The sequence below is a fragment of the Streptomyces coeruleofuscus genome (assembly GCF_039532725.1).
Lineage (GTDB): Bacteria > Actinomycetota > Actinomycetes > Streptomycetales > Streptomycetaceae > Streptomyces > Streptomyces coeruleofuscus.
The window spans coordinates 44,945-71,128 of record NZ_BAAASE010000013.1 but is presented as its reverse complement, the minus strand read 5'-3'; the positions used below and the strand labels follow the sequence as shown (position 1 = coordinate 71,128).

The following is a 26,184-nucleotide window of genomic DNA, read 5'->3' as shown; positions in this document are numbered from 1 at the left end:
GTATTTCGCTCAACCCGCGGACGCGGTCACGCGTCCGCGTACTTCGTGTCCGCTGCCGGGTCCAGGGCGAGGCGGTAGCCACGTTTGACCACCGTCTGGATCAGTTTCGGCGTGCCGAGGGCCGTGCGGAGGCGGGCCATGGCCGTTTCGACCGCGTGTTCGTCGCGGCCGGAGCCGGGCAGGGCGCGCAGGAGCTCCGCGCGGGCGACCACCCAGCCGGGGCGGCGGGAGAGGGCGCGCAGGAGGGACATACCGGCGGGCGGTACGGGCTTGAGGTCGCCGTCCACCAGAACGGCGTGCCCACGGATCTCCACCCGGTGCCCGGCGATCGGCAGGGCGCGCGCCCGGCCGGGCAGTTCCTTGCACAGGAGCTGGACGAGGGGGCCGAGCCGGAAGCGTTCGGGCTGGATCGTGTCGATGCCGCGGGACTGCAACGGCAGGGCGGTGACCGGGCCGACGCAGGCCGGCAGTACGTCGTGGCTCATGGCCTCCAGTACCTCGGGGAGCATCCCGCGCTCCTCCGCACGGGAGAGCAGGGAGGCCGCGGCCGGGGCGCTGGTGAAGGTCAGCGCGTCCACGCCCCGGGAGACCGTGGCGTCCAGGAGGCGGTCCACCGGGGCGATGTCCTCCGGCGGCATCCACCGGTAGACGGGCACGCCCACGACCTCGGCCCCGCCCTCCCGCAGCGCCTCCACGAACCCGGGCAGCGGCTCACCGTGCAGCTGGATCGCGATCCGCTGCCCGTCGACACCCTCCTCCAGCAGCCGGTCGAGCACCTCCGCCATGGACTCCGACGACGGCGACCACTCCTCCGTCAGCCCGGCGGCCCGGACCGCGCCCTTCACCTTGGGGCCGCGCGCCAGGATCCGTGCGCCGCCGAGCCGTGCCAGCAGATCGTCGCCGAGCCCCCAGCCGTCTGCGGCCTCGACCCAGCCCCGGAAACCGATCGCTGTCGTGGCGACCACGATGTCCGGCACCTGGCGGATGAGCTCCTTCGTCGCGCCCAGCAGCTCGCTGTCGTCGGCGAGCTGCACGATCCGCAGGGCAGGGGCGTGCATGACGGCGGCTCCGCGCCGCTGGAGCAGCGTGCCCAGCTCGTCGGCCCGGCGCGCGGCCGTCACACCCACGGTGAAACCCGCCAGGGGCCCGTGGTCCGGTCGCTGTTCTTCCTCGTACATGGCTCTCGTCCCGCACTCGAGTCGTCGTACTGATGGGTACGGCGTACCTACATGCCGATCGAGCCTGTCAACGGCTCGTGACAGGCTCGGATCGGCTTGATGACGACGGTGTTACGTCACACCCTGGCGTAGCTGAGCTGCGGCTCCGCCTCCGAGGTCGCCGTCGTGGCGGGTACCCGGGGAGCCGTACGGCGAAGGTATACGGCCCAGGTGACCGCGAAGCAGACCGCGTAGAAGGCGAGGAATGCGACGAAGGCGCCGGTGCCGGAGCCGTAGGAGAGGAAGGACTGGCGGAAGGCGAGGTTGATGCCGACGCCGCCGAGCGCGCCCACCGCGCCGATGAGTCCCATGGAGGCCCCGGAGAGGCGACGACCGTAGGCAGCGGCCGCTTCACCCTCCAGTCCCTTGGCGAGTGCCTTGTTCTGGAAGATGCCCGGGATCATCTTGAACGTCGAGCCGTTGCCGAGCCCGCTGAGCACGAACAGCACCACGAACGCGACGGTGAACAGCGACAGCGACTTCTCCATCGAGGCACCGATCAGGACCGCCGTCGCGATGCCCATGCCGACGTAGTTCCACAGGCTGATCTTCGCGCCGCCGTACTTGTCGGCCATCCAGCCGCCCAGGGGGCGGATCAGCGAGCCGAGGAGCGGACCGATGAAGGTGACGTACGCCGCCTCCAGCGGGGTGCGTCCGAACTGGTTCGTCAGGACCTGCCCGAAGGCGAAGCTGTATCCGATGAACGACCCGAAGGTGCCGATGTAGAGGAACGACATGATCCAGGTGTGCGGGTCCCTCGCGGCGTCCTTGGCGGCGCCGGTGTCGTTCTTCACGTTCTCGATGTTGTCCATGAAGAGCGCGGCGAGGACGGCGGCGACGAGGATCAGCGGGATGTAGATCCCGAGCAGCACGCGAGGACCGCCGCTGGCGCCGATGATCGCGAGCGCCGCCAGCTGGATCACCGGTACGCCGATGTTGCCGCCGCCCGCGTTCAGGCCGAGGGCCCAGCCCTTCTTCCGCAGCGGGAAGAAGGCGTTGATGTTGGTCATGGAGGAGGCGAAGTTACCGCCGCCGATGCCGGCCAGCAGGCCGACGAGGAGGAAGGTGGAGAAGGAGGTGCCCGGCTCCATCACGGTGAACGCGGCGACGGTCGGGACGAGGAGGAGGCCGGCGGAGATGATCGTCCAGTTCCGGCCGCCGAAGATCGCTACGGCGAAGGTGTAGGGGACGCGGACGACGGCGCCGACGAGCGTGACCATCGAGGTCAGCATGAACTTGTCGGCCGGGGTCAGTCCGTACTCCGGGCCCATGAAGAGGACCAGTACGGACCACAGGGTCCAGATCGAGAAGCCGATGTGCTCTGAGAGGACGGAGAAGAAGAGGTTCCGGCGGGCGACCTTCTCCCCGGTCTCCTTCCAGAAGGTCTCGTTCTCCGGATCCCAGTGCTGGATCCAGCGTCCGCCCCTGCTCGGGGGTGCGGGTGCCGTGCCAGGGCCTGTCATGACGCCTCCACTTGCTCCGGGACTCGGTCGTTCCATGAGTGCTGGTCCCGAAGGTAGGGAGGACTCGTTTCGTGACTGTGCCAGCGGGTGACCGCGAGGGAACTTTGCTCTCACCCCGGCCTTGGGCGGGATGAGAGGTTCGGTGGCATTGTGTCAGTGTTGCGGGTGCTGCCCGGGGGCGTTCTGCTGAGGATACGGCTGGTTGTAGGGGCCGGAGGGCTGAGCACCGTACGGGCCGGGCGCGGGCTGAGCACCGTAGGGACCGGGCGCGGGCTGGCCTCCGTACGGGCCCGGTGCGGGCTGGGCGGGGTACGGGCCGGGGGCCGGCTGCGCGGGGTACGGGCCCGGCGCCTGCTGGGCATACGGCCCCGGCTGGGCGTACGGCCCCGGCGCCTGCTGTCCGTAACCCGCGGGGGCGCCCCCGGCCGGAGCGGGCATCCCACCGGGCCGGCCCGGCACCCCGGGCGCCTGCCCCGGCGCTCCGGCATACCCCGGCGCCCCGGTCCCCGGCCCGCCGCCGTACGGCCCCGCCCCGAACGGATTGCCCTGCCCCGGCAGCTGCGCCCCGGGCGGCAGATACCGCAGCCGCCCGTTCTCATCGGTCACCGGCATGAAGCCGGCCGCCTGCAACCGCGCGGCGAACTTCGTGTTGCGCTTGCGCGTGACCAGCAGCCCGATGCCGAGGATCGCCATGACCAGCAGCCACACCACACCCGCCACGACGAAGTCGAAGGACTCACCACCGGCGCGGAAGGCGAGGACCACACAGCCGAGGGTGACGCCGAGGGCCGCGTAGCCCATGCGCTTCTCGGCGTTCTTGCCGGTGAGGTCGAAGTTGATGCGGGCCTTGAGGAGCTCGAAGGCGTCCGGCACGAGCGGCGGGAGGGAGACGCCGTCGCCGGCGCCCGGGTACTGCGCCCAGTTCTGTGCGGCCCGGGCCCGGGCCTGCGGGCTGGGGTCGGGCAGGATCAGCATGGTGAGCGCGCCGTTGCGGCCGCTGCTCTGCCGGACGTCCGCGTACTCGTAGCCGAACTGCTGGGCGACGAAGGCCAGCCGGGCGAGCTTCTTCACGGACGCCATCGGGCTGGTGAGCTCGACCGGCTCTCCGCTCGCCATCAACCGCAGCATCTTCTGTGTCTGCCGCTTACTCATCCGACCGCTCCCCCGTAGACCCACTGGGCACATTGTTCACATACGCAACTCAGGCAGTTTTCCACACCGGGAAAGGCCGGGGGAACGGGGTCCCGTTATCCTCTAGCGGACCCCACACGGGAAGGGGAAAGTCCATGTCCGCAGAGTCGGGGGCCGAGCGGCCGGAGGCGCAGCGCTCGCAGCGCTCCTTTGCCGGAAACGTCGCCTTCGGGGCGGGAATGCTCCTCGTGCTGGCGACGGCCACGCTCGGCGCCTTCGCGGCCGTGGCCCTGCTGGGCAGGGCGGTGGACACGGCCCCCCTGTCGGGCCTGGTACCGGATGACGGGCACAACGCCCTGGTGGTGGGAGGCATCGCGGTCGGCGGGCTGACCGGGCTGATGCTGCCGGTGATCCTCTTCGGCATGGTGCGCGGGAACGAGGACACGCCCCGGGTCGGTCCGGGAGCCGCGGCGCGCAAGGTGCTGGCGGTGCTCGTGTTCGACGTCTGGCTGCTGGTCGTGGCGTTGCTCGTCGCCCAGCTGGGGTGGCTCCTCCCGGCCCAGGCCACCACCGTCGTCGCCGTCTTCGCCGTCGGGTTCAGCTGGATGCCGCTCGCGATGCTCCCCTGGGAGCGGTTCGGTCTGGGCGACGTGTTCGCCAAGCGCCGGGGTTCCGCCGCGTCACGCCAGGCGGAGTGAGTCCGCCAGCTCGTCGGCGACCTTGACGAGCTCCGCGCCGAGCCCCAGGGACGTCCACAACAGCCGGCATTCCAGCGCGGTGGGGTGCCGGCGCGGCAGGACGTAGTGGGCCACGCCCTCCACGACCGTTCCGCTGTCCGCCTCCGGGTCCGTCGGCTCCTGGCGGTGCACGCGCAGGGCAGGTCCCAGGGGCAGCTCGACCTCGGTGAGGAGCTGGCGGTCGCCGAAGTACGGGCCCGGCGCCCGCTCCGCCTCGGCCCGGAACGCGGTCACCGTGCGGGATTCCGGAGGGACGGTCAGCTCTCGCACCGTGTAAGCCGCCACGACGGGCCCGTCCTGCGGTGCCAGGACCGCCGCGCACAGGGCGCCCTGCCGGACCGCGGCGCCCCAGTACCAGAGCAGGTCCGTCGCGAACGCCTCCCGCCACTGCTCGGGTACGTCGCCGCCGAGGTGCTGTTCGGCGAGGGTGCGCGCCCAGGCCTCGGGGTCCTCGTTCCGCAGGTCCAGGACCAGCCAGTTGTGGTGGGCGGGCAGCGCGACGTGGCACTCCCGCCAGTCCGCCGGGTTGGTCATGGCCGGGCTCACCGTCCGGCCAAGGACGCGTCGGGGCCGGTGACGTCGATCTCCGGGTCACCGCCGAACAGGCCGACGAAGCTGTTGGTGTCGGAGGCCGCGCCCGTCCCGGTGCCGCCGAGGCCGACGACGTTGTACGCCATGGCCTGCTTGAACGCGTCGGGCGTGCCGATGAACCTCAGGTCCGCCGGGTCGATGTTCTTGATGCGCGTGAGTTCGTCGACCATGCCCGGGCCCGCGTACATGCTGGCCAGACCGCGCGGTCCGGCGGCGTTGTAGGCGTCGCGGGCCGCCGAGAGGTTGTCGCCGGCCTTGAACAGGTCGCGCCAGTTGCCGCGGATGGTGGCCAGGTCGTCCGCGAAGGAGCTCGGCAGTCCGCGGAAGGCCGCCCTCAGGCCCACGTCGGGCAGGGCCGCCCCGGGGCGCGCTCCGGCCCGCGCCCCGACCATGGACTCCACGAGTGCGCGGCGCGCGGCCGAGTTCATGCCCGGGTTCCAGCCGCGCACGTACTGCGTGGCCGCCGTCCAGACGCGGCTGCGGCCGACGGTGGCGGCGGCCTTGGCGCCCGCGGAGAAGACGCGTCCGATGCCGAACGTGGCGAGGCCCAGCACGTCGATGGCCACGTCACCCCAGGAGCCGTCGCCGTTGATGGCGAGCAGCACATGGCAGACCAGTGAGATCGCGGTCATGACCAGGGCGATGGTGCCGAGCACACCGGCCAGGGCCTGTCCGATGACGGGGATCCAGCCGACGAGCAGGGACAGCACCCCGCAGACGGCGGCGATGGCTCCCGTGATGTCGCTGACGAGCTTCAAGGTGTCGCGCAGGTCGTCCAGCCAGCCGTCGTTGAGGCCGTCGCCCTCGGTGGTGTCGTGGATGCGCTTGGCGGCCTTGTCACCGGCCTCCCTGTGACGGGTCTTCAGCTTGTCGAGCTGGCCGCGGAGCCCGTCGATCCCCTCCTGGAGGTCGGTGACCGCCTTGTCGAGCTTGTCCTGCCCGGCGTCGTCGGTGCCCTTGGGCGGGTTCTCGGCCTTGGACTTCGCGGTGGACAGGGTGTTGTGCTTGGTCTCCGCCTGGGTGAGGAGCTTGTCCGCTTCTCCCTGGATGGTCTCCAGGTCGGTGGAGTAGTCCTTGAGGGCGACTCCGGCGTCGGCGTAGCGGTCGTGGGCCTTGCTCACCGTCTTGGCCGTGTCGTTCGCCTTCTCGGCGAAGGCGCGTCCGGCCTCGGAGTCCCAGCTCTCCAGGTTGCCGAGCCGGCGCAGCGCGTCGGCCGTCTTGGTGATGGTCTCGGCCGTGGCCGTGAACCGGCGCGCGAGGGCCTTCATGTCATGGACGTCACCGGGTACGGGGTCACCGCTCTCCCCCAGTACCTCCCACCGGTGCTCGGCGGGGCGGGTCACTTCTTCTTCCCCTTGCCCGTGAGCGCGTCGTACAGCGCGGTGTCGAGCTCGGTGTACGCCTTTCCGGACTCCTTGGCGATCTTCCCGAGCCCCTGGATCTCCTCGATCATCTTCTTGCGGTTGTCGTCCCAGCCGTCGGAGAACTCCTGGAGCCGGTCGTGCAGCGTCTGGTGGCCGACGGTGCGGCGGTCGTAGGCGTCCATGAGCTTGTCGAGCCCTTCCAGCTCGGTCGCCACCGTCCGAAGTCCGTTCCCGGCCGTTTCGAGATCCTGCGTCGAGACCCTGAGCTTCCCGCTCACTTCTGTTCCTCCCCCGTCCGCTCCTCGTCGCGGGGCTGCCAGCGCAAGGTTCCGGCCACCGCGTCGAACAACTCCACCATGGCGTCCGCGATCGGCTCCAGCGGTGTGCTGAACGTCAGCATCAGCACCTCGTCGCGGTCCGGGACCGGTACGAAGTACTCGACGACCGTGTCCTCGAACTCGGAGCCCAGCTTCCGCGACTGCTTCGTCCGCTCCTGCCGCCGGAGCCGGGCCACTCGGCCCACTGCGGGCAGCGACTCCAGCGCGACCTCGCCGGAGCCGGCCAGGGCGGCGACGGCGTCGAGGCCGTCGAACCTCTCGTACAGGCGGGAGACCAGCAGGGAGGCCGACAGCGGGATGCCACCGGCTTCCAGGAACGACAGGTACAGCACCACGCCGCCCTGCTCGACCGCCGCCTCGGCCGTGCCGAGCAGCTGCTCCTCGGCCTTCCGGCGCAACACCGGCTGGTCGTCGACGCCCGTGAACTGCCGCCGGATCAGCGCGTTCACGGACGCCTCACGGCGGTCTGCGGGCAGGAGCGGGATGCGGTACCAGTCCTCGGGCGTGATCAGCCCGAAGACCGGCGCGCGCGGTCCGGCCGGTTGTGGTGTCCGTGCCTGTGTCACTGTCGTTCTCTCACCTGGACCGAAAAGGAACCCTCGGAAAGGGCCGCTCATCGTCCGCCCCCGCCGATGCCGGGCCAGCTTAGCTTCCGGGTGCCGAGCGCCTCCGGCTGCCACGAACCCTCACCCGAGGCGCACTGTTCGGCCACAACCGGGGTTTCCGCTTCGCCGCGACGTCCTCGACCCAGCCGAACGCGAGGATCGCCGCGCCGATCAGGGGCCAGACCAGGAAGAACATCCAGATCGTGTACGTGGTGTCCAGGGCGGACACCGCGCTGTCGCTCTGGAGGAACGGCAGTTCGTAGAGGAGGTCGAGGATCGGGACCGTGGCCATGATGAGGAGGTTGTGCCAGAGGTAGATCGTGACGGCGCGGTTGTTGGAGAGGGTCACGAGCTTGTCCCACCTGGCGAGGCGGCCCGGGAGTTCGCGCCAGGACGGGGAGTACTGGAGCAGGATCACCACGAAGCCGAAGGACCAGGCCGCCTGGGCCAGGGGGATGTCGTTCAGGTCCCAGCCGTCGGGGCCCAGGTGGCCGGAGGCCCACCACAGGCCGAAGGCCATCAGCAGGGCCGCGCAGGAGATCGACAGGTAGCGGGGGATCTGCTTGAGCAGGCCCTCGTGGTGGGCGAAGCCCAGGACCCAGCAGCCGCCGTAGACCGCGAAGTCCGTCACGGCGTTGCCCGTCTCGCCGGGGATCTTCACCAGGCCCGTACCGACGACCGCCGTGAGGCCCAGGGGTGCCAGCAGCGTCGGCCATGGTGCCCGGCGGAACGCCCACAGCAGCAGCGGGGAGGCGATGACGAACCAGAGGTAGGCCCGCAGGTACCACAGCGGACCGGCCGCCTGCACCGCCCAGGTGTCCTCCAGCAGGCCGGACTTGGCGCCGAGGTGCCAGGGGAAGGGCGGGGCGCCGACGGGGAAGACGTAGTTGAACAGTTCGATCAGGCCCCAGGTGCCGCCGTGGTCCGGGTCCTTCAGCGGGTTCCAGCCGCCCGCGAACATCATCGCCAGCAGCACCACGCTGAACGCCCAGAGCGGGGGCAGGAGCCGGCGGATCCGGCCCCGGACCACCCCGAGCGCGGGGCGGTTCAGCGAGCGCGCCATCAGGGAGCCCGCCAGCGCGAACATCACGCCCATCGACGGGAACAGCACCGTCAGCCACGCCCAGCCGAACAGGTGGTACACGACGACACGGACCAGGGCGATCGAGCGCAGCAGGTCCAGGTAGCGGTCACGACCGCCGCCCTGGCGCGGCGTCGCAGCGGGGGCGGTTCCGCCCGTGGCCGCGGGGTCCGTCGTGCGCTGCTGCGGGATGCCGTACGACGGCGGCCCCGGTATGCCGGACGCCGCCGACGAGGTGGGGATCTGGTTTCCGTGGGTCATGCCACCGGCCTCCGCTCGCCGCTGCTCTGGGACCGCTGGCTCGGCACGGGGCCGCCGCCGGGCGCGCCGACCACACCGGTGCGCCGCAGCTTCTGCCAGCGCAGCCGGCCGCCGGTGAGGGCGGTGATCCAGGACTGGAGCAGGACGACGTACATGAGCTGTCGGTAAAGGATCTGCTGCAAGGGCAGGGAGACGAGGTGGATCATGCGCTCACGGTCGAGTCGGAAGGCGTAGGCCGCGCAGACCGCCTGGATCGCCAGGACGCCGAGCCACGCGATGATCGTCTTCTGGGTCGGGCCGAACACCAGGCCGTAGACGAGGAACACGTCGATCAGCGGGGCCAGCAGGGGCGCCACGACCATGAAGAGGGACACCAGGGGCAGGCCCACGCGGCCGAAGCGGCCCGAGGCGCCCTTGTCCACCAGGGCCCGGCGGTGTTTCCAGATGGCCTGCATGGTGCCGTACGACCAGCGGTACCGCTGGGACCACAGCTGCTGGACCGTCTCGGGCGCCTCGGTCCAGGCACGAGCGTTCTCCGCGTAGACCACGCGCCAGCCGTCGCGGTGCAGGGCCATGGTGATGTCGGTGTCCTCGGCGAGCGTGTCGTCGCTCATGCCGCCGACCCGCTCCAGGGCGCTGCGACGGAAGGCTCCGACCGCACCCGGGATCGTCGGCATGCAGCGCAGGACGTCGTACATCCGGCGGTCGAGGTTGAAGCCCATCACGTATTCGATGTGCTGCCAGGCGCCGATGAGGGTGTCCTTGTTGCCGACCTTGGCGTTGCCCGCGACCGCGCCCACCCGCGGGTCGCCGAAGGGCTGCACCAGTTCGCGCACGGTGGACGGTTCGAAGACCGTGTCGCCGTCCATCATGACGATCAGGTCGTAGCGGGCGTTGGCCACACCGCGGTTGAGCGCGGCCGGCTTGCCCGCGTTGAGCTGGCGGACCACCCGGACGTTGGGCAGACCCATGGCCTCGACGATCCGTGCCGTGCCGTCGGAGGAGCCGTCGTCGATGACGAGGACCTCGATGGGGTGGTCACTGGCGGCGAGGGAACGGACCGTGCTCTCGATGCACTTGGCCTCGTTGTACGCCGGGACCAGGACCGACACCGGTTCGGTGACCGGCGGCCCCCAGCTGAAGCCGCGGCGGCGCACCCGGCGTGCGTGCAGCCCGGAGAGCACCAGCATCAGGACGAAGCGGCCGATGACGAGGGTGCCGACGATCGCGAGGCCGACGACCAGCCCGTCGGTGAGGTGCTCCGAGGCCTGCACCAGGAAGATCCACGCCTTGCCCTTCCACTGCTCGAGGCCGGTGACCCGGGAGTGCGCGCTCGGGGCGTCGAGGGCCTCGGTGAGGTTGGCGAACTCGTATCCCTGCTCGCGCAGGTCGGGCAGCATGCGGTCCAGTGCCTCGACGGTCTGGTGGCGGTCGCCGCCGGAGTCGTGCATCAGGACGATGGCGCCCTTGCCGCCCTTGGGCTTGGCCTTGCGGATGATCTCCTCGACGCCGGGCTTGCGCCAGTCCTCGCTGTCGGTGTTGTTGACGACGGTGATGTAGCCGCGGTCGCCGATGTACTCGGTCACCGGCCAGGACACGTTGTCCATGGCGCCGGCGAAGGAGGAGTACGGCGGCCGGAAGAGAGAGGTGCGGATGCCCGCCGCGCCCGAGATCGCGAGCTGGTTCTGGGACAGCTCCCAGTCGATGCGCTTCTTGGACTGGTAGGACAGGTCGGGGTGGTTGAAGGTGTGCAGACCGACCTCGTGGCCTTCCTCGACCATGCGCCGGACCAGGTCCGGGTAGCGCGAGGCCATGGTGCCGGTGACGAAGAAGACGGCGTGCGCGTCGTGCTTCCTCAGGACGTCCAGGACCTTCGGCGTCCAGACCGGGTCCGGGCCGTCGTCGAAGGTGAGGACCAGACGGCGGTCGGGCACGCGCAGGCTCTCGGTGCGGCCGCTGCGGGTGTCGATGACCGGGCCGCCGTTCATGATCTTCTCCGGCACCTGGTCGGTGGCGGCGGGCGGCCGGACCCGGTGGTCGGCGAGGATCTCGCTGTGCACGTAGCCGCGCAGCATGAGCATCGCCATCAGCGCGACGAGGACGAGCAGGGGCAGCAGCAGGCGCAGGGGCAGGCGGCGCCTGGAACCGCCACGGGCTCGGGGGGCGGGCCCGGGACGGCGGGTATGGGATGCCATGGGTGGTGGTACTCCGGGGTGGTGCAGGGATGAAGTGCTGCGGGGACGTGGTGGTGCAGGGACGGTGCCGGCCTGCTCCGCGGCGTCACGGGCTCCCGCCGCTCCAGCGGGGCCGGGAGCTCAGGGCCCGAGATGCGGGGCGCCGGAGCGCCCCTCCCCCCGGATCTCTCCTGGAGGGCGGACGCGGCCGGCGCCGCCCTCGCGACCGGGTCTAGACGGCGGGCGGCTGCTCGACGGGCGGTTGCGCGACGGGCGGCTGGACGACGGGCGGCATCTCGGGCGGGCCTTCGGCGACCGTTTCGGTGCCGCCGTCGCCGGCGCCCGTGGGCTCGGTCGGTTCCGGCGTGGGCTCGACCGTCGGCGTCGGGTCGGTCGCCGGCGTGGTCGGCGGGTCCGCCGGCTCGGTCGGGGTCGGGTCGGTCACGCCCTTGCCCGGGGCCGGTGCGGTCGGGGTCGCCGTCGCCGAGGGCCCGGCGGTCGCGCCGGAACGGCCCGGGCTCGCGGAGGCCGCAGGTTCCAGGGCGCTGGGGCCGGGCGCAGGTGCCGTGGCCTCGCCGGTCGTCGGCACGCTGCCCGGGGCGGTGGCGCCCGTGTCACCGGCCGGTGCCGACTCGGTGGGCTGCGACGGGGTGTCGACCTGCCCGGCCGGCTGGCCCTCCTGCTGGCCCGGCACGGGCAGCCAGGGCGCGTCGGAGTTGCCCGACAGCAGCGTGGCGACGATGACGACGGCGTAGACCCCGCAGGCCAGGGCGACGGCTATGCCGATCCGGCGGAGGCGACGGCTGCGGCGACCGGACTCGTCCACGAAGACGGGCCGGTCGGCGGAGCTCGCGCCGGTGTCTTCCTTGACCTGCCGTACGAACCCGTCCCCGAGCTGCACGGCGTCGAGCTGGATGGTGACCTCGTGCGGGTCGTGGGTGTGCCCGGCGGGGGCCCCGGCCCGGGCGTGCCCGACCGGGTCGGCGTCCTCCTGCCAGGGGTCGCGGACCGCCGGACGGGTTCCGGGACCCGCCGCGAACGAGTCGGCCCCGCCCTCGCTCTGCCGGGGAATGCCGCGCAGTATCTCCGTCAGCTCCGTCCCGGCGGGCGGGCGGGTGCCCGTCACCTGGACGTCGCCACCGGCGAAGACCTGCTTGGCTCTCCAGTCCCGGGCTCTGCCGTCCGCGGGGAGTTCACCGGTCGCCGCTGCGACGTCGGGCCATTCGGGTTGGGCGTCTTCTCGCCACGATTTCACACGCACGCACTTCCCCCCACGGGATGGTTCAGGTGCGCTTACGACCTGAGCACCCGTCGTCCGGACCAGGTCCCCAACCCGTCCAGAGCGCCCCCCATTACCACACCGTGCTCAGGCGTCGAATGTAGCGCACGCGGAGGATATGTGCGGACCACGTGCGGAATCGTGTCACCGACGAGACATCATGAGGACATCATCGGTGGCCGGAACCCACCCCCCGGTGGGCCTCCGAAGCCACCCCTCCGCCACCGCCAGCAGCGCCGCCGCCCGTCGCAGCGCGTCGAGCGCGGGGTGCGTCAGGCCCTTGCGCCACACCAGCGAAACAGGGGAAAGCGGAACGGGATCTACCAGGGGACGGGACACCGTCGCCGGCAGGGCCGGGAACCCCACGACGGCCAGGACCGGGTTGCGCGTACGGGCCATGACCCGCTGGAACTCCTCCTCCCCGACGGCCAGTGGTGCCGGTGGCGCGATCTCGATGCCCCGCCCCTCGAACAGCAGCCGCGCGAGGCCGGTCCACTCCGGCGTCCGGGGATTGCCGGCGCCCGCGTAGACGGTCTCGCCGGCCAGCTCGGCGAGCGGCACCTCCGCCAGCGCGGCAAGCCGGTGGTCCTCGGGCAGTACGACAGCCATCGGCTCGTACCGCACGGGCTGGTGGTCGAGCCCGGACCGCAGCGCCGGGTCCAGCCCGGCGAACCGTCCGAACGACGCGTCCAGCCGGCCCGCGAGCAACTCCCCGGCGGCCCCGGTCAGGCCGCTCTCGTAGCGGGCCATCAGCTCATGCCCGGGGGCGAGTTCACGCGCCCGGTGCAGCACGCGGCGCGGTGTGACCAGGCCCGGGGAGTTGAGGTCCACCAGCAGGGGCCGGGCCTGGTCGAAGGCGGCGAGCAGTTCCTCCTGCGCCTGGAGCACGCGGCGGGCGTACGGCAGCAGCCGCTCCCCGTCGGGCGTGAGCGTCACCTGCCGGGTGGTCCGCACGAACAACTCGGCACCCAGCTCACGCTCCAGCCGCCGCACGTCCCGGCTCAGTGCCTGCTGGGCTGTGTGGAGGCGCACCGCGGCACGGGTGAAGTGCAGCTCCTCGGCGACGGTGACGAAGGCACGCAGGAGTCGTGGGTCGAGGTGGCCGGGCATGCCGTGAACCTACAGCGGCGTACCGCCCGCCCGGCCCCCCGGCGACCTCTCAGCCCCGGCGGCCTCCTCCGCCCCCGCGAACTTGCCCGGGCCCCTCGCCCTCACCCGCACACCCGCCCGAAACCGCACCGGCGCCGCCACCGGCACCCGCACCCGTCACTTCGCCCGCCGGGACATCCCCACCGGACAGCTCCCTCGACGGAACCTGCCCCAGGCGATGCCGGGGCACAGTACGCACGGGCGGACGGGTCAGCGTGATCTGGCGGACGACCTGCTGGAAGCACGTGAGCGCAGCCAGCCCGGGCAGGGCGGCCGCCGCTGTGCCGAGGACGGTCCTCGGCGCCTGGGCGACACACAGCAGCACGGCGACGCACGAGAAGACCAGCACCACACACCAGGAGTGCACGGCGCGGCGCTGGTGCAGCGCGGCCCGCAGGACGGACAGCGAGGCCACCAGCCAGGGCCCGTACACCAGCAGGGGCCACCAGGCGCCGAGGCTGCGCTCCGCGGGGGACAGCGCGGCCAGGCGCAGCGGGTCGTAGGCGACCATGCCGCTCAGGAGACTCACCGCGGAGGCGATGACGGCCGCCAGGGCGGCGATGAGGAAACTGGTGGTGCGGAGCAGGCGGGGGGTTCTGCGGGCCCGCACCTTGCGGTGGCGCCGGGGGACCTCCCGCACGGGCGGCAGTTCCTCGGTGATGTCCTGGAGCCGCTGCATGCGCTCGCCCGGGGCCGGATCCGCGGGGGCGGCCGGTGCCGCGTCACGCGGGGCGGGGATCCTCGACTCCTGCTCCCCGAGTGCCTCCTCGAGGATGAACGCCAGTTCCTCGGCCGGGTCCCAGGTCGGGTCCGGTGGTGTCAGGGGAGTAACGAAATCCCGGGTCGGAGCCCGGTGCCGGCCGGTGCCCTCGATTTTATTGTCATACATGGCGCGGCCCGACTATTCCGCAAGCGCGAATGCGGGCCATTCCGTCGCACTGATCCACCGTCGCGCTAGATCCTTTTCCAGCACGCTCATGGTGTCGATGAAATCGCGCAGAACCGGCTCGGTCACTTGCAGTGTGACCGGGCAACCGCCGTTGGTGAGCGTGCCGTTGACTGTGGCCGACGAGTGCGCCGGAGCGGGAATGTAGGTGTACGGGCCGAGCGTTACCGCCCAACCGTCTTTCCTGGTCGCCTCGGTCATGTACCGACTAACCGTCGCCCCTCTTCGGCGGATGCGCGGCAAACGAGTGAAGGATTTTCCCGTTGAGCATCTTTTCCATGCGTCATGAGGAGTATGAGGAATATCCATATCCCTGTATGAAGAACACAAGGCGGTCCTACAACCCAGGTGCGTGAGTCCGTGCGGAACAGGTGTTGGACCGGTTGATCACCGCCGGGTGACGGTGGGCGCATGCCGCACCTCACCCCCTACCGCCGTCTCTTCCGCCTGCCGGGCGCCGGTGCGTTCACCGCCGGGAACCTGATCGCCCGGCTGCCGATGGGCATGTTCAGCGTCAGCGCGGTCGTCATGATCGCCGGGACGCGGGGCTCGTACGCCCTCGCCGGTGCCGTCACGGCGACCGGGCTCGCGGCGACCGCGGTGGTGGCGCCGTGGACCGCTCGGCTCGTCGACCGGCACGGGCAGGCCCGGGTGGCCCTGCCCGCCACGGTGATCGCCGTCCTCGGCTCGCTCGCGCTGCTGCTGTGCGTGCGCCACGGCGCCCCCGACTGGACCCTGTTCGCCTCCTACGCCGCCACCGCCACGACTCCCAACACCGGCGGCATGTCCCGGGCCCGCTGGGCGTATCTGCTGGCCGGTGACGCCAAGGCGCTGCACACCGCCAACTCCTTCGAACAGGCTGCGGACGAACTGTGCTTCATGCTGGGCCCGGTTCTGGCGGCCTTCCTGTGCGGGGCGTTCTTCCCCGAGGCGGGCACGCTGGTCGGCGCGGTGCTGCTGCTGACGGGAATGCTCCTGTTCACGACCCGGCGCGCGACGGAGCCGCCGGTCCGCGCGCACATACCCGTCAAGGCGCCGCTGAGCGCCCCCGGCATGCCCCCGCTGCTCGCGGTCTGCCTGGCGATGGGCGCGGTGTTCGGCTCGACGGAGGTCGTCACGCTCGCTTTCGCGGCCGAACGGGGTCACGGTTCGGCGGCCGGTGTCGTGCTCGCGCTCCAGGCGGCGGGCTCGTGCGCGGCGGGCCTGCTGTACGGCGCTTGGAAGCCCGCCGGGCCGGCCGCGTCCCGTCTGCCGTGGTGCGTGGCCGCGATGACCGCAATGCTGACCCTGCCCCTCCTCGTGGCCGTCCTCACCGGTTCGCTCCCGCTCCTGGCGGGTGCGCTGCTGATCGCCGGCATGGCGACGGCCCCGACGATGGTCACCACCATGACGCTGGTCCAGCAGCGCACCCCGGAGGGCCGGCTGAACGAGGGCATGACCCTGGCGGTGACCGGCCTGCTCGGCGGCATCGCCTGCGGCAGCGCGCTCGGCGGCTGGACGGTGGAGCACCTGTCGGCGACGGCCGGGTACGGCATCCCGGTGACGGCGGCGGCCGTGGCCCTGGCGCTGTCCCTGTGCGGGACGTCGAATCGCTTCACCGATCGGCGCACGCCCCATTGACGCCTTCCCGCACCCCCACATACGTTCTTCCGTCGAAGCGCTTCGACGTCACGTGCCGATCCCCGCGGGCACGGGAAGAAGGACCCCCCACATGAAGTTCACCGACGGCTACTGGCTGCTCCGGGAGGGCGTCACCGCGGCGTACCCGGCCGAGGTGCTCGACGTCACCGAGTCGGACGGCGCCCTGGAGATCCACGCGCCGACCCGGCCCGTCCGCTCCCGCGGGGACCTGCTGAAGGGCCCCGTCCTGACGCTCCGCGCGCACACGCCCATGCCGGACGTCATCGGCCTGACGCTGACGCACTTCACGGGAGGGGAGCCGCGGGGTCCCGAGTTCGAGCTCACCGGGTCGGGTGCCACCCCGCGGATCTCCTGCGACGACGAGCACGCGACCCTGACCTCGGGCGAGTTGTCGGTCCGGGTGGCCCGCGGCGCCCCCTGGCACGTGGAGTTCCTCGCGCACGGCCGCACCCTCACCAGCAGCGGCGACAAGAGCATGGGCATCATGCGGGACGCGACCGGCGCCCACCACCTGCGCGAGCAACTGGTCCTCCAGGTCGGCACATCCGTCTACGGCCTGGGCGAGCGCTTCGGCCCGCTGGTCAGGAACGGCCAGGTCGTCGACATCTGGCAGGCCGACGGCGGCACATGCAGCGAACAGGCCTACAAGAACGTCCCCTTCTACCTCACCGACGCGGGCTACGGCGTCTTCGTCGACCACCCCGGCAAGGTGTCCTTCGAGGTCGCCTCGGAGGTCGTGTCCCGGGTGCAGTTCAGCGCGGAGACGCAGGAGCTGACGTACTACGTCGTCTACGGCCCGACGCCGAAGGAGATCCTGCGCAAGTACACGGCCCTGACCGGCCGCCCGGCCCTGCCGCCCGCCTGGTCGTTCGGCCTGTGGCTGTCGACGTCCTTCACGACGTCGTACGACGAGGAGACGGTGACGTCCTTCATCGAGGGCATGCGGGAACGCGAACTCCCCCTGTCCGTCTTCCACTTCGACTGCTTCTGGATGCGCGAGTTCCACTGGTGCGACTTCCGTTGGGATGCCCGGGTCTTCCCCGACCCGGAGGGCATGCTGGCCCGGCTGAAGGCCCGTGGCCTGCGCGTCTCCGTCTGGATCAATCCGTACATCGCCCAGCGCTCCCCGCTGTTCGCCGAGGGCAAGGCGCTCGGGCATCTGCTGAAGCGCCCGGACGGCAGTGTGTGGCAGTGGGACCTGTGGCAGCCCGGCATGGCCCTGGTCGACTTCACCAGCCCGGCCGCCCGCGACTGGTACGCCGCCAAGCTGGAGGCGCTGCTCACGCAGGGCGTCGACTGCTTCAAGACCGACTTCGGCGAACGCGTGCCGGTCGATGTGGCCTGGTCCGACGGCTCCGACCCGGAGCGGATGCACAACTACTACACCTACCTGTACAACCGCACGGTCTTCGAGGTGCTGCGCAAGCACCGCGGCGAGGCGGAGGCCGTCCTCTTCGCCCGCTCGGCGACAACGGGCAGCCAGCAGTTCCCCGTGCACTGGGGCGGCGACTGCGAGGCGACGTACGAGTCGATGGCAGAGTCGCTGCGCGGCGGCCTGTCCCTCGGGCTGTCCGGCTTCGGCTTCTGGAGCCATGACATCGGCGGCTTCGAGGGCACTCCGACACCGGCCCTGTTCAAGCGCTGGCTGGCCTTCGGCCTGCTCTCCTCGCACAGCCGCCTGCACGGCAGCAGCTCCTACCGCGTCCCCTGGCTGTTCGACGAGGAGTCGGTGGAGGTCGCGCGCCACTTCATCCGGCTGAAGCTGCGCCTCATGCCCTACCTGTACGAGACGGCCCGGACCGCCCACACCGAGGGCGTGCCGATGATGCGGGCGATGGTGCTGGAGTTCCCGGACGACCCGGGCTGCGCGCACCTGGAACGGCAGTACATGCTCGGCCCGGACCTCCTCGTGGCACCGGTGTTCAGCGACGAGGGCGACGTCACGTACTACGTCCCCGAGGGCACCTGGACGCATTTCCTCACCGGCGAGCAGGTGACCGGGCCGCGCTGGGTGCGCGAGCGGCACGCCTTCCTGAGCGTGCCGCTGCTGGTCAGGCCGGGCTCGGTGATCCCGGTGGGCGCGGTGGACGACCGCCCGGACTACGACCACGCCGACGGGGTGACGCTGCGGGCGTACGGCCTCCGGCCCGGCGACGAGACGACGGTACGGGTCGGGGACGTGACCTTCACGGTCGTACGCGAGGCAGACACCCTCCGGGCGACGTGCAGCGACCCGGCGGCTCCCTGGGCGCTCGCCGCCGCCGGCCACGAGGTCCGGGCACCGGCCGGAACCCGCTCCCTGACACTGGGGCTGGAGCCGGCCTGATGGTCAGGATCACGGACGTGGCACGGCGGGCCGGGGTCTCCCCCAGCACCGTGTCGTACGCGCTGAGCGGCAAGCGCCCGATCTCCGCCGAGACCCGGCGGAGGGTCGAGGCGGCGGCCCGGGAGCTGGGCTACCGCCCGCCGGCGGGCGCGTCGGCGCACGGCAGGTCGAAAGTCCTGGCCGTGGCGGCTCCGCTGCGCACCGGCGTCCACGTACCGGCGATGATGCGTGTGACGCAGTCGGTGGTGACGGCGGCACGCGAGTACGACCACGACGTCCTGCTCCTCACCCATGAGGAGCGCCTGACCCGCGTCGGGGAATCGGCGCCGGCGGACGCGTTGGTGGTCATGGACGTCGGCCTCCACGACCCACGCCTCCCCTTGCTCCGCTCCCTGAACCGCCCGTCCGTCCTGCTCGGCCTGCCCGCCGACCCGCAAGGTCTGACCTGCGTGGACCTGGACTACAGAGCGGCGGGCGAGGCGTGCGTGCACCACCTGGCGCGGCTCGGCCACCGCGCGGTGGCCCTGGTCGGCTCGCCGCCGGAGGTCTTCCTCCGCAGGACCGCCTCGGCCCACCGCCTGGTCGAGGGCTTCACGGCCGCGGCCGACCACCACGGGCTGGCTTCGTCGGTGCACCCCGCCGTGCCGGCCCCGGCCGAGGCCCACGGCATCGCGGACCGGCTGCTGCGCGAACACCCCGCCCCGACGGCCGTGGTCGTCCACAACGCCCCCCTGCTGGAACCCCTGATCACGGCCTTCCAGCGGCTCGGCCTCCGCGTCCCCGAGGACCTGTCGATCACGGCCGTCTGCCCCGACGACCCCGCGACCGTCACGTCGGTCCCCCTGCCGGCCGCGGAGCTCGGCACCCGAGCGGTGGCACTCCTGATGGCAAAACTGCACGGCACACCCGTGCCGGAGGCGACGCTGCTGCCGCCGCGGCTGACGGAGCGGGCGAGCACGGGCCCCGCCGCATGACAAAGGCCCCGCCGCTCGTAAGCGACGGGGCCTGTGCCCACATGGGATGAGTGGAGATGGCGGGAATCGAACCCGCGTCCAACGGTGCGGAACCAGGGCTTCTCCGTGTGCAGTCGGCTGTGCTTTTCTCGGCCCCGGAGATCACGCCGACAAGTCTCCGACGGGCCCAGTCACTGTGTGGTTTCCCTCTTCACCCCGTGACCGGGATCAAGGTTTAGTTCCCTAAATGATGCCAGGATCCGGGTCGGGAACACCCCCGGGCTGACACTCCCTTAAGTAGGGGAGCCGCTGCTCGCTACCTGAAGATCAGGCAGCGAGGGCGAGCTCGCCCTGGGAGATGGATCGCTTGGAATTGGCGATTATTTTTTTCGGCCTGTGGTTTACGAGATCATGGCCGCTTCCTCGACACGCTTCCCCTGCTTCGACAGCCGCTGTCGAAACCGATCATCCCCATGTTGTTTTTTCAATCGTCGCCCCCGCTGTGAGGGGCTCACACCGCCTGGGCGGTGCAGATGCCATCGTACGGGATCAACCTCCGCCGATGCCACCGTATTCCCGGCGGTCACCCCGCCGTCGTACCGGGTTCAACGCCTCCCTGCGCCGGAGCATTCCCGACCCCGGCTTGTGATGCAGGTCACGCCCGCTGCTTCCGCCGTACCGCGGAGATCACCCGCTCGGCCTCGCGCCGGTCCTGCTTCTCGCGGAGCGTCTGGCGCTTGTCGTACTCCTTCTTGCCCTTCGCCAGCGCGATCTCTACCTTGGCGCGGCCGTCCTTGAAGTACAGGGCGAGGGGCACGATGGTGTGACCCGTCTCCTGCGACTTCGACTCCAGCTTGTCGATCTCCTCGCGGTGCAGCAGCAGCTTCCGCTTGCGGCGGGCGCTGTGGTTGGTCCACGTGCCCTGGCTGTACTCCGGCACGTGCACGTTGTAGAGCCACGCCTCGTGCCCGTCCATCTGCACGAAGCCGTCGACCAGCGACGCCCGTCCCTGGCGCAGCGACTTCACCTCGGTGCCGGTGAGGACCAGGCCGGCCTCGTAGGTGTCGATGACGAGGTAGTCGTGCCGCGCCTTCTTGTTCTGCGCGATCATCTTGCGCCCTTTTTCCTTAGCCATAGTGCCGCCCATTTTCGCACTACGGAGGGGCCCCGCGGGAAGTCGATTACGAGGGGCCGGTCAGACCGCGCAGTACGGCCTCGGCCCGCTGGAGGGCCCCTTCGTCGGCCTCCAGGTCGGGCGTGATGCCCCGGCCGTCGACCGCGCGGCCGGAGGGGGTGCGGTAGTGCCCGACGGTCAGCTCCGCGACGGAACCGTCGGGCAGCCGGCTCGGCATCTGGACCGAGCCCTTGCCGAAGGTCCGGGAGCCCACCACGAGCGCCCGTCCGCGGTCCTGGACGGCGCCGGTGAGGAGTTCGGCCGCACTCATCGTCCCGCCGTCGACGAGCGCGACCAGGGGTCTCGTCGTGTCGCCGCCGGGCTCGGCGTGCAGGGCGCGCTGCTCGCCGTCGACGCCGTACGTGGCGACCAGCCCGCCGTCGAGGAAGGCGGAGGCGGCGGTGACGGCCTCGGTGACCAGGCCGCCGGAGTTGCCGCGCAGGTCGAGGACGATCCCGCCGCCGGGCCGGGCCTGCCGGACGGCCTCGCGGACCTGGTCGCCGGAGCCCTTGGTGAAGGTGTCGACCCGGATGACGGTGACCGATCCGGCGACTTTTCGAACGGCGACCGAGTCCGTGGACAGCTGGGCCCGGCGCAGGGTCTCGGTCCACGCGCGCGTGCCGCGCTCCAGACCGAGGCGCACGGTGGTGCCGGCGGGGGCGTCGGTGGCGTCCCCGCGCAGTAATGAGACGACCTCGGTGACGGGCCGCCCGTCGGTCTTCTCGCCGTCGACGCTGCGCAGCACGTCTCCCGGGCGGATCCCGGCGGTGGCCGCGGGCGAGCCGGCGCGCACCTTCGTCACCTCGATACGGCCGTCGCGTTCGCTGCGCGCCCACAGGCCGACGCCGGTGTACTGGCCGTCGAGGGTCTCCTCGAACTCCTCGTAGTCGCCCCGGGAGTAGACGGCGCCCCAGCGGTCGCCGCTGCGGCTGACGGCGCGCTTCGCGGCCTCCATCGGGGACTTGCCGTCGGCCATGGCCTCCTCGGCCGCCCTGGCGACGTCCGCGTGGTGCCCGGCCGGGGTGGCCGAACGGGCCTCGTCCTGCGCGGACTTCCGCTCGGCCTGCGGGAGGGATCCCGTGGCCGCTCCGGCGACGAGCACGCTCGCGAACATCAATGTCAGGGCGGCCCCGCGGCGGTTGCGACGGGGCTGACAGAACGGGTCACGGCCTGACATGCCGGTGAGTCTAGGACAAGGGAAAGGGCCGTACGGCTTGTTGACCGCACGGCCCCTCTTGGTATGCGTCACACCTTCAAGTACTTGCGCAGCGCGAAGAACGCGGCCAACGCGGGCATCAGCAGGCTCGTGGCCAGGATGAGCGGCAGCTTCGTCAGGACGGCGTCCCAGCCGATGAAGTTGATCAGCGTGAGCTGGTCGGCCAGGGCCAGTCCGTGGTCGATGAGGAAGTACCGGGCGATCAGCAGGAAGGCGCACGCGAGGGTGCCGCCGATGAGCCCGGCGACCGCGGCCTCCATGATGAACGGCGCCTGGATGTAGAAGCCCGAGGCACCGACCAGGCGCATGATGCCGGTCTCGCGCCGGCGGCTGAACGCCGAGACGCGCACGGTGTTGACGATCAGCATCAGCGCGACGACCAGCATCAGCGCCATCACCGCGCGCGCGGCCCAGTTCATGCCGTTCAGCAGCTTGAAGAGGTTGTCCAGGATGCCCTTCTGGTCCTGCACGGACTGCACGCCGTCCCGGCCGTTGAAGGCGGTGGCGATGACCTGGTACTTCTGCGGGTCCTTCAGCTTGATGCGGTACGACTCCTGCATCTGGTCCGGCGTGAGGGAGCTGGCCAGCGGGGAGTCGCCGAACTGCTCCTTGTAGTGCTTGTACGCCTGGTCCTGCGACTCGTAGGTGACCGTCTGGACGACGCCCATCTTGTCGAGGTCGGCCTTGATCTGCTTCTTCTGGTCGTCCGTCACCGCGCCCTTGGCGCAGTTGGGGTCGGACTCGGCGTCGCTCTTGTTGCAGAGGAAGATCGAGACGTTGACCTTGTCGTACCAGAAGCCCTTCATGGTGTTGACCTGGTCGCTCATCAGGAGCGACCCGCCGAACAGGGCGAGCGACAGGGCGACGGAGACGACGACGGCGAAGGTCATCGTCAGATTGCGGCGGAGACCGACGCCGATCTCCGACAGGACGAACTGGGCGCGCATGGCGAGGGGTTATGCCTTTCCGTGACTCTCGGGTGCGGTCTCAGTGCTGGTAGCCGTAGACACCGCGGGCCTGGTCGCGGACGAGGCGGCCCTTCTCGAGTTCGATGACGCGCTTGCGCATCTGGTCCACGATGTTCTGGTCGTGCGTGGCCATCACCACGGTCGTGCCCGTCCGGTTGATGCGGTCGAGCAGCTTCATGATGCCGACGGAGGTCTGCGGGTCGAGGTTGCCGGTGGGCTCGTCGGCGATCAGCAGCTTGGGCCGGTTGACGAAGGCCCGCGCGATGGCGACGCGCTGCTGCTCACCGCCGGACAGCTCACCGGGCATCCGGTCCTCCTTGCCGCCGAGCCCGACGAGGTCGAGCACCTGCGGCACGGACTTGCGGATCTCGCCGCGCGACTTGCCGATGACCTCCTGCGCGAAGGCGACGTTCTCGCCGACCGTCTTGTTCGGCAGCAGGCGGAAGTCCTGGAAGACCGTCCCCAGCTGGCGCCGCATCTGCGGCACCTTCCAGTTGGAGAGGCGCGCGAGGTCCTTGCCCAGAACGTGCACCTGTCCGTGGCTGCACCGCTCCTCGCGGAGGATCAGCCGCAGGAAGGTGGACTTTCCGGAGCCGGAGGACCCCACGAGGAAGACGAACTCGCCCTTCTCGACCTCCAGGGAGACATCCCTGAGGGCGGGGCGGGTCTGCTTGGGGTAGACCTTGGACACGTTGTCGAATCGGATCACGGATGCACCACGGGTAGCCGGGGGTAGATGAGCGTGACCATACGCGAACCGGGCAGCAGACCGCAGTCACCGGCTGTGGTTGCGTAGTGGATGTGGCGTTTTGTGCCGACCCAAGGGGCGCGGGGCTGTGACATATGCGGCTCCGCCGCGTGGGCGCGACCAGCCCCCACAGGCCCGCAGCCGCGCAACAATGCACACCCACCCCTCTGGGAGCGACCCGCGCGACCTCCGGAGGAACCTGGCACAGTGGAGAGGGAACGTTCGCACCACTGCGAGCGTTACACACTAGGAACCGGCGCAAGGAGGGCGAGCGCATGACGTACGACCGGCTGGTGTGCGCGAACTGCGCGGCGCCTGTGAGCGAGGGCCGGTGCCACGTGTGCCGTGCGAACCGCGAGCGGCTGCAGCAGGAGAACTTCCTCGCGGGTCTGAACCCGATGGCGCTGATCGCACTGCTGGCAGTGCTGATCGCCGCGGTGGCACTGCTGGCGCACCAGACCGCCTGATACGCCCGGCGGCGTACTCAGCGGTCCAAAAACACGGCCGAGGGCCCGGAGCGTTTCGCTCCGGGCCCTCGGCGTTGCGCTGTGCCTACTGTCCGTACGGACGCGGCTACCGTCAGGCGGCGGTCCCGCCGCGGCCGCCCATGAGGCGCGGCAGGACGCGGAAGCCGACACCGCCGGCGATCATCGTGGCGGCGCCGATCACCAGGAAGGTGGTCTGCGCGGCACCCGTCTCGGCGAGCTCCTGGCCGTTGCCCTGGGCCTGCGGCGCCACCGGGGTGGCGTCCGAGCCGGTGTCCGTGAGGGACGAGGAGCCCTCGTCCTGCGGGGAGGTGCCACCGTCGGGGTCGGCGGCGTTGCCGCCGCTGACACTGCCGCCGTTGCCGTTTCCGCCGCCGTTGCCGTTTCCGCCGCCGTTTCCGCCGCCGTTGCCGTTGCCCGGGTTGCTCGGCTGGCTCGTCGGGTCCTCGGTCGGCTCGGTGGGCTCGTCCGTGGGCTCGGTCGGCTCGTCGGTGGGCTCCTCGGTCGACGGCGGGTCGGTCGGGAGGTCCGTCGGCGGGTCGGTCGGGAGCTCGGTGGGAACCGGCGGCGTCGGAGTCGGGACCGGCGACTCCTTGGCGCACAGGATGCCCAGCAGGCAGTCCTCGGACTCCGCGGCGGATGCGGCACCGGCGGCGGTAAGCGAGGCACCGGCCGCGATCACGGCACCGGCCGCTATCCGCGCGACACGGATCCGCGTCTTCTTCGTCATGTGGTTGCTACCCCCAGTAGCTCATCGTCATTAGGCACCGCTCGGGGCTGTGCTCGACGGGGATAGCTGCGGTGAAGAGCCCCCCGGTTCACATGCGCCCCAGAGACACGCATGCCGCGCTTTACCCTTCCCATTTTTCAAGAACACGTCAAGGGCGTTTGCGGACGCCATGTCCAAGTACGGGGGCAATGCCGGGAGTCTGACTCTGTGAGTGTGATGTAAAACCCGGACATGCGGGCACAGAAAAGGCAACTGCCGCCCTGCCGTCGGCAGTTGCCTTATCGACAAACTTACTTCGCCTGCTGCTTGCGCCAGCGAATTCCGGCTTCGAGGAACCCTTCGATTTCGCCGTTGAACACGGCCTCGGGGTTGCCGACCTCGAAGTCGGTGCGCAGGTCCTTGACCATCTGGTACGGGTGCAGCACGTACGAACGCATCTGGTTGCCCCAGGAGTTGCCGCCGTCGCCCTTGAGGGCGTCCATCTTGGCCTGCTCCTCCTGGCGGCGCCGCTCCAGCAGCTTGGCCTGGAGCACGTTCATGGCCGACGCCCGGTTCTGGATCTGCGAGCGCTCGTTCTGGCAGGAGACGACGATGCCGGTGGGGATGTGGGTGATGCGCACCGCGGAGTCCGTGGTGTTCACGCCCTGACCACCGGGGCCCGAGGACCGGTAGACGTCGACCCGCAGCTCGCTCTCGTCGATGTCGACGTGGTCGGACTTCTCGACCACGGGCAGGACCTCCACGCCCGCGAAGGAGGTCTGCCGCCGGCCCTGGTTGTCGAAGGGCGAGATGCGCACCAGCCGGTGCGTGCCCTGCTCGACGGAGAGCGTGCCGTACGCGTAGGGCGCCTGGACGGCGAAGGTGGTCGACTTGATGCCGGCCTCCTCCGCGTACGACGTCTCGTAGATCTCGGTCTTGTAGCCACGCTGCTCGGCCCACCGCAGGTACATGCGCTGGAGCTTCTCGGCGAAGTCGGCGGCGTCGACGCCGCCGGCCTCGGCACGGATGTTCACCAGGGCCTCACGGGCGTCGTACTCGCCGGACAGGAGCGTGCGGACCTCCATCGCGTCCAGCGCCTTCTTCACGGCGAGGAGCTCGGACTCGGCCTCGGCGCGGGTGTCCGGGTCGTCCTCCTCCTCGGCCATCTCGAAGAGGACGGCGAGGTCGTCGATACGACCGCGCAGGGCCTCCGCCTTGCGCACCTCGGCCTGGAGATGGGACAGCTTGCTGGTGATCTTCTGCGCCTCTTCGGGGTTGTCCCACAGGGACGGCGCGGCCGCCTGCTCCTCGAGCACGGCGATGTCTGCCCTCAGCCTGTCGAGGTCCAGAACGGCCTCGATCGACTCCATGGTCGAGGAGAGGGACTTGAGCTCTTCGGATACATCGACGACTGCCACGCCTCCAGCGTAACGGCTCCGCCCGGCGGCCAGCGCCGGGCTGCCGGAGCCGACCGTTCAGGGGACGGGGTTCCGAGGTCTCGGCGTCCTGCGGCGACCAGCGCCGGTCACCCGCCGTCGACAGCGGGGCACGCGCCACCCTCGCGCCGGTCCCCCCACCGCCGGCCACTCCCCGCCCCGGCCGCTGCCACCGTCGGGCTTCGGCCGTCC

24 protein-coding genes and 1 other RNA gene are annotated in these 26,184 nt (G+C 70.9%); 5 read left to right on the top strand and 20 right to left on the bottom strand.

Annotated elements, in window-relative coordinates; genetic code table 11:
• Nucleotides 1-26 precede the first annotated feature (26 nt).
• The 3 genes from ABFX81_RS36295 to ABFX81_RS36285 all read right to left on the bottom strand — a co-directional run bounded on the left by ABFX81_RS36295 (nucleotide 27) and on the right by ABFX81_RS36285 (nucleotide 3,832).
• Nucleotides 27-1,178 (bottom strand): uroporphyrinogen-III synthase, encoded by a 1,152-nt coding sequence (locus ABFX81_RS36295; RefSeq protein ID WP_346139256.1) that lies wholly within the window; start codon nucleotides 1,176-1,178, stop codon nucleotides 27-29.
• A 116-nt stretch (nucleotides 1,179-1,294) separates the two neighbouring features.
• Nucleotides 1,295-2,680 (bottom strand): nitrate/nitrite transporter, encoded by a 1,386-nt coding sequence (locus ABFX81_RS36290; protein WP_346139255.1) that lies wholly within the window; start codon nucleotides 2,678-2,680, stop codon nucleotides 1,295-1,297.
• Between the two features lie 153 nt (nucleotides 2,681-2,833).
• Nucleotides 2,834-3,832 (bottom strand): hypothetical protein, encoded by a 999-nt coding sequence (locus tag ABFX81_RS36285; RefSeq protein WP_346139254.1) that lies wholly within the window; start codon nucleotides 3,830-3,832, stop codon nucleotides 2,834-2,836.
• 134 nt (nucleotides 3,833-3,966) lie between these two features.
• On the opposite strand from ABFX81_RS36285, the gene ABFX81_RS36280 reads away from it, so the two are divergent.
• The gene (locus ABFX81_RS36280; RefSeq protein ID WP_086849439.1) at nucleotides 3,967-4,509 is read left to right on the top strand and encodes a hypothetical protein; all 543 of its coding nucleotides are present in this window, start codon (nucleotides 3,967-3,969) and stop codon (nucleotides 4,507-4,509) included.
• Here the strand turns inward: ABFX81_RS36280 and ABFX81_RS36275 are convergent.
• The 10 genes from ABFX81_RS36275 to ABFX81_RS36230 form a co-directional block, all read right to left on the bottom strand.
• A complete protein-coding gene (locus tag ABFX81_RS36275; protein ID WP_086849437.1) occupies nucleotides 4,492-5,082 on the bottom strand; it encodes a hypothetical protein in 591 nt (196 codons plus the stop codon). The genes ABFX81_RS36280 and ABFX81_RS36275 overlap by 18 nt on opposite strands.
• Before the next feature lie 8 nt (nucleotides 5,083-5,090).
• A complete protein-coding gene (locus tag ABFX81_RS36270) occupies nucleotides 5,091-6,482 on the bottom strand; it encodes a hypothetical protein (RefSeq protein ID WP_086849435.1) in 1,392 nt (463 codons plus the stop codon).
• Nucleotides 6,479-6,781 (bottom strand): hypothetical protein, encoded by a 303-nt coding sequence (locus tag ABFX81_RS36265; protein ID WP_086849433.1) that lies wholly within the window; start codon nucleotides 6,779-6,781, stop codon nucleotides 6,479-6,481. The genes ABFX81_RS36270 and ABFX81_RS36265 overlap by 4 nt, the downstream gene beginning before the upstream one ends.
• Complete coding sequence (locus tag ABFX81_RS36260) at nucleotides 6,778-7,407, bottom strand: hypothetical protein (protein ID WP_086849431.1); 630 nt, start codon at nucleotides 7,405-7,407, stop codon at nucleotides 6,778-6,780. Before ABFX81_RS36260 ends, ABFX81_RS36265 begins: the two co-directional genes overlap by 4 nt.
• A gap of 79 nt (nucleotides 7,408-7,486) precedes the next feature.
• A complete protein-coding gene (locus ABFX81_RS36255; RefSeq protein WP_086849429.1) occupies nucleotides 7,487-8,788 on the bottom strand; it encodes an acyltransferase family protein in 1,302 nt (433 codons plus the stop codon).
• Entirely contained in the window at nucleotides 8,785-10,983 is a 2,199-nt protein-coding gene (locus ABFX81_RS36250; protein ID WP_086849426.1) for a polysaccharide deacetylase family protein, read from the bottom strand. Before ABFX81_RS36250 ends, ABFX81_RS36255 begins: the two co-directional genes overlap by 4 nt.
• Nucleotides 10,984-11,194: 211 nt before the next feature.
• On the bottom strand, nucleotides 11,195-12,223 hold the full coding sequence (locus tag ABFX81_RS36245; protein WP_346139253.1) for a hypothetical protein: 1,029 nt from the start codon (nucleotides 12,221-12,223) through the stop codon (nucleotides 11,195-11,197).
• 162 nt (nucleotides 12,224-12,385) lie between these two features.
• On the bottom strand, nucleotides 12,386-13,351 hold the full coding sequence (locus ABFX81_RS36240) for a LysR family transcriptional regulator (protein WP_086849424.1): 966 nt from the start codon (nucleotides 13,349-13,351) through the stop codon (nucleotides 12,386-12,388).
• Nucleotides 13,352-13,400: 49 nt separating this feature from the next.
• Nucleotides 13,401-14,279, bottom strand: coding sequence for a hypothetical protein (locus ABFX81_RS36235; RefSeq protein WP_346139252.1), 879 nt, complete (start codon nucleotides 14,277-14,279; stop codon nucleotides 13,401-13,403).
• A 12-nt stretch (nucleotides 14,280-14,291) separates the two neighbouring features.
• Entirely contained in the window at nucleotides 14,292-14,537 is a 246-nt protein-coding gene (locus tag ABFX81_RS36230; RefSeq protein ID WP_086604464.1) for a hypothetical protein, read from the bottom strand.
• A gap of 210 nt (nucleotides 14,538-14,747) precedes the next feature.
• Here ABFX81_RS36230 and ABFX81_RS36225 point away from each other — a divergent pair, with 210 nt between their 5' ends.
• The 3 genes from ABFX81_RS36225 (at nucleotide 14,748) to ABFX81_RS36215 (ending at nucleotide 19,277) form a co-directional block, all read left to right on the top strand.
• Nucleotides 14,748-15,956 carry an MFS transporter gene (locus ABFX81_RS36225; protein WP_346139251.1) on the top strand — a complete coding sequence of 403 codons (1,209 nt, stop codon included), beginning with the start codon at nucleotides 14,748-14,750 and terminating at the stop codon, nucleotides 15,954-15,956.
• Nucleotides 15,957-16,047: 91 nt separating this feature from the next.
• Nucleotides 16,048-18,303 (top strand): alpha-xylosidase, encoded by a 2,256-nt coding sequence (gene yicI / locus ABFX81_RS36220; protein WP_086840585.1) that lies wholly within the window; start codon nucleotides 16,048-16,050, stop codon nucleotides 18,301-18,303.
• Complete coding sequence (locus ABFX81_RS36215) at nucleotides 18,303-19,277, top strand: substrate-binding domain-containing protein (protein ID WP_086840583.1); 975 nt, start codon at nucleotides 18,303-18,305, stop codon at nucleotides 19,275-19,277. The genes yicI and ABFX81_RS36215 overlap by 1 nt, the downstream gene beginning before the upstream one ends.
• 48 nt (nucleotides 19,278-19,325) lie before the next feature.
• Here ABFX81_RS36215 and ssrA read toward each other — a convergent pair.
• The 5 genes from ssrA to ftsE all read right to left on the bottom strand — a co-directional run bounded on the left by ssrA (nucleotide 19,326) and on the right by ftsE (nucleotide 23,323).
• Nucleotides 19,326-19,729: a transfer-messenger RNA gene (gene ssrA / locus ABFX81_RS36210) on the bottom strand.
• Nucleotides 19,730-19,911: 182 nt separating this feature from the next.
• Nucleotides 19,912-20,391 carry an SsrA-binding protein SmpB gene (smpB, locus tag ABFX81_RS36205; RefSeq protein WP_086840581.1) on the bottom strand — a complete coding sequence of 160 codons (480 nt, stop codon included), beginning with the start codon at nucleotides 20,389-20,391 and terminating at the stop codon, nucleotides 19,912-19,914.
• 46 nt (nucleotides 20,392-20,437) lie between these two features.
• The gene (locus ABFX81_RS36200; RefSeq protein ID WP_346139249.1) at nucleotides 20,438-21,607 is read right to left on the bottom strand and encodes a S41 family peptidase; all 1,170 of its coding nucleotides are present in this window, start codon (nucleotides 21,605-21,607) and stop codon (nucleotides 20,438-20,440) included.
• A 68-nt stretch (nucleotides 21,608-21,675) separates the two neighbouring features.
• Nucleotides 21,676-22,593, bottom strand: coding sequence for a permease-like cell division protein FtsX (ftsX, locus tag ABFX81_RS36195; RefSeq protein ID WP_086840577.1), 918 nt, complete (start codon nucleotides 22,591-22,593; stop codon nucleotides 21,676-21,678).
• A gap of 40 nt (nucleotides 22,594-22,633) precedes the next feature.
• Nucleotides 22,634-23,323, bottom strand: coding sequence for a cell division ATP-binding protein FtsE (gene ftsE, locus ABFX81_RS36190; protein ID WP_003990615.1), 690 nt, complete (start codon nucleotides 23,321-23,323; stop codon nucleotides 22,634-22,636).
• A 314-nt stretch (nucleotides 23,324-23,637) separates the two neighbouring features.
• On the opposite strand from ftsE, the gene ABFX81_RS36185 reads away from it, so the two are divergent.
• Nucleotides 23,638-23,829, top strand: a complete 192-nt coding sequence (locus ABFX81_RS36185) for a hypothetical protein (protein WP_086604469.1) — start codon at nucleotides 23,638-23,640, stop codon at nucleotides 23,827-23,829.
• A gap of 112 nt (nucleotides 23,830-23,941) precedes the next feature.
• On the opposite strand, the gene ABFX81_RS36180 is transcribed toward ABFX81_RS36185, so the two are convergent.
• Together ABFX81_RS36180 and prfB are read right to left on the bottom strand one after the other, a co-directional pair.
• Nucleotides 23,942-24,577, bottom strand: a complete 636-nt coding sequence (locus ABFX81_RS36180) for a hypothetical protein (RefSeq protein WP_086840575.1) — start codon at nucleotides 24,575-24,577, stop codon at nucleotides 23,942-23,944.
• A gap of 290 nt (nucleotides 24,578-24,867) precedes the next feature.
• A complete protein-coding gene (gene prfB / locus ABFX81_RS36175; protein ID WP_086840573.1) occupies nucleotides 24,868-25,974 on the bottom strand; it encodes a peptide chain release factor 2 in 1,107 nt (368 codons plus the stop codon).
• Nucleotides 25,975-26,184: the final 210 nt, after the last annotated feature.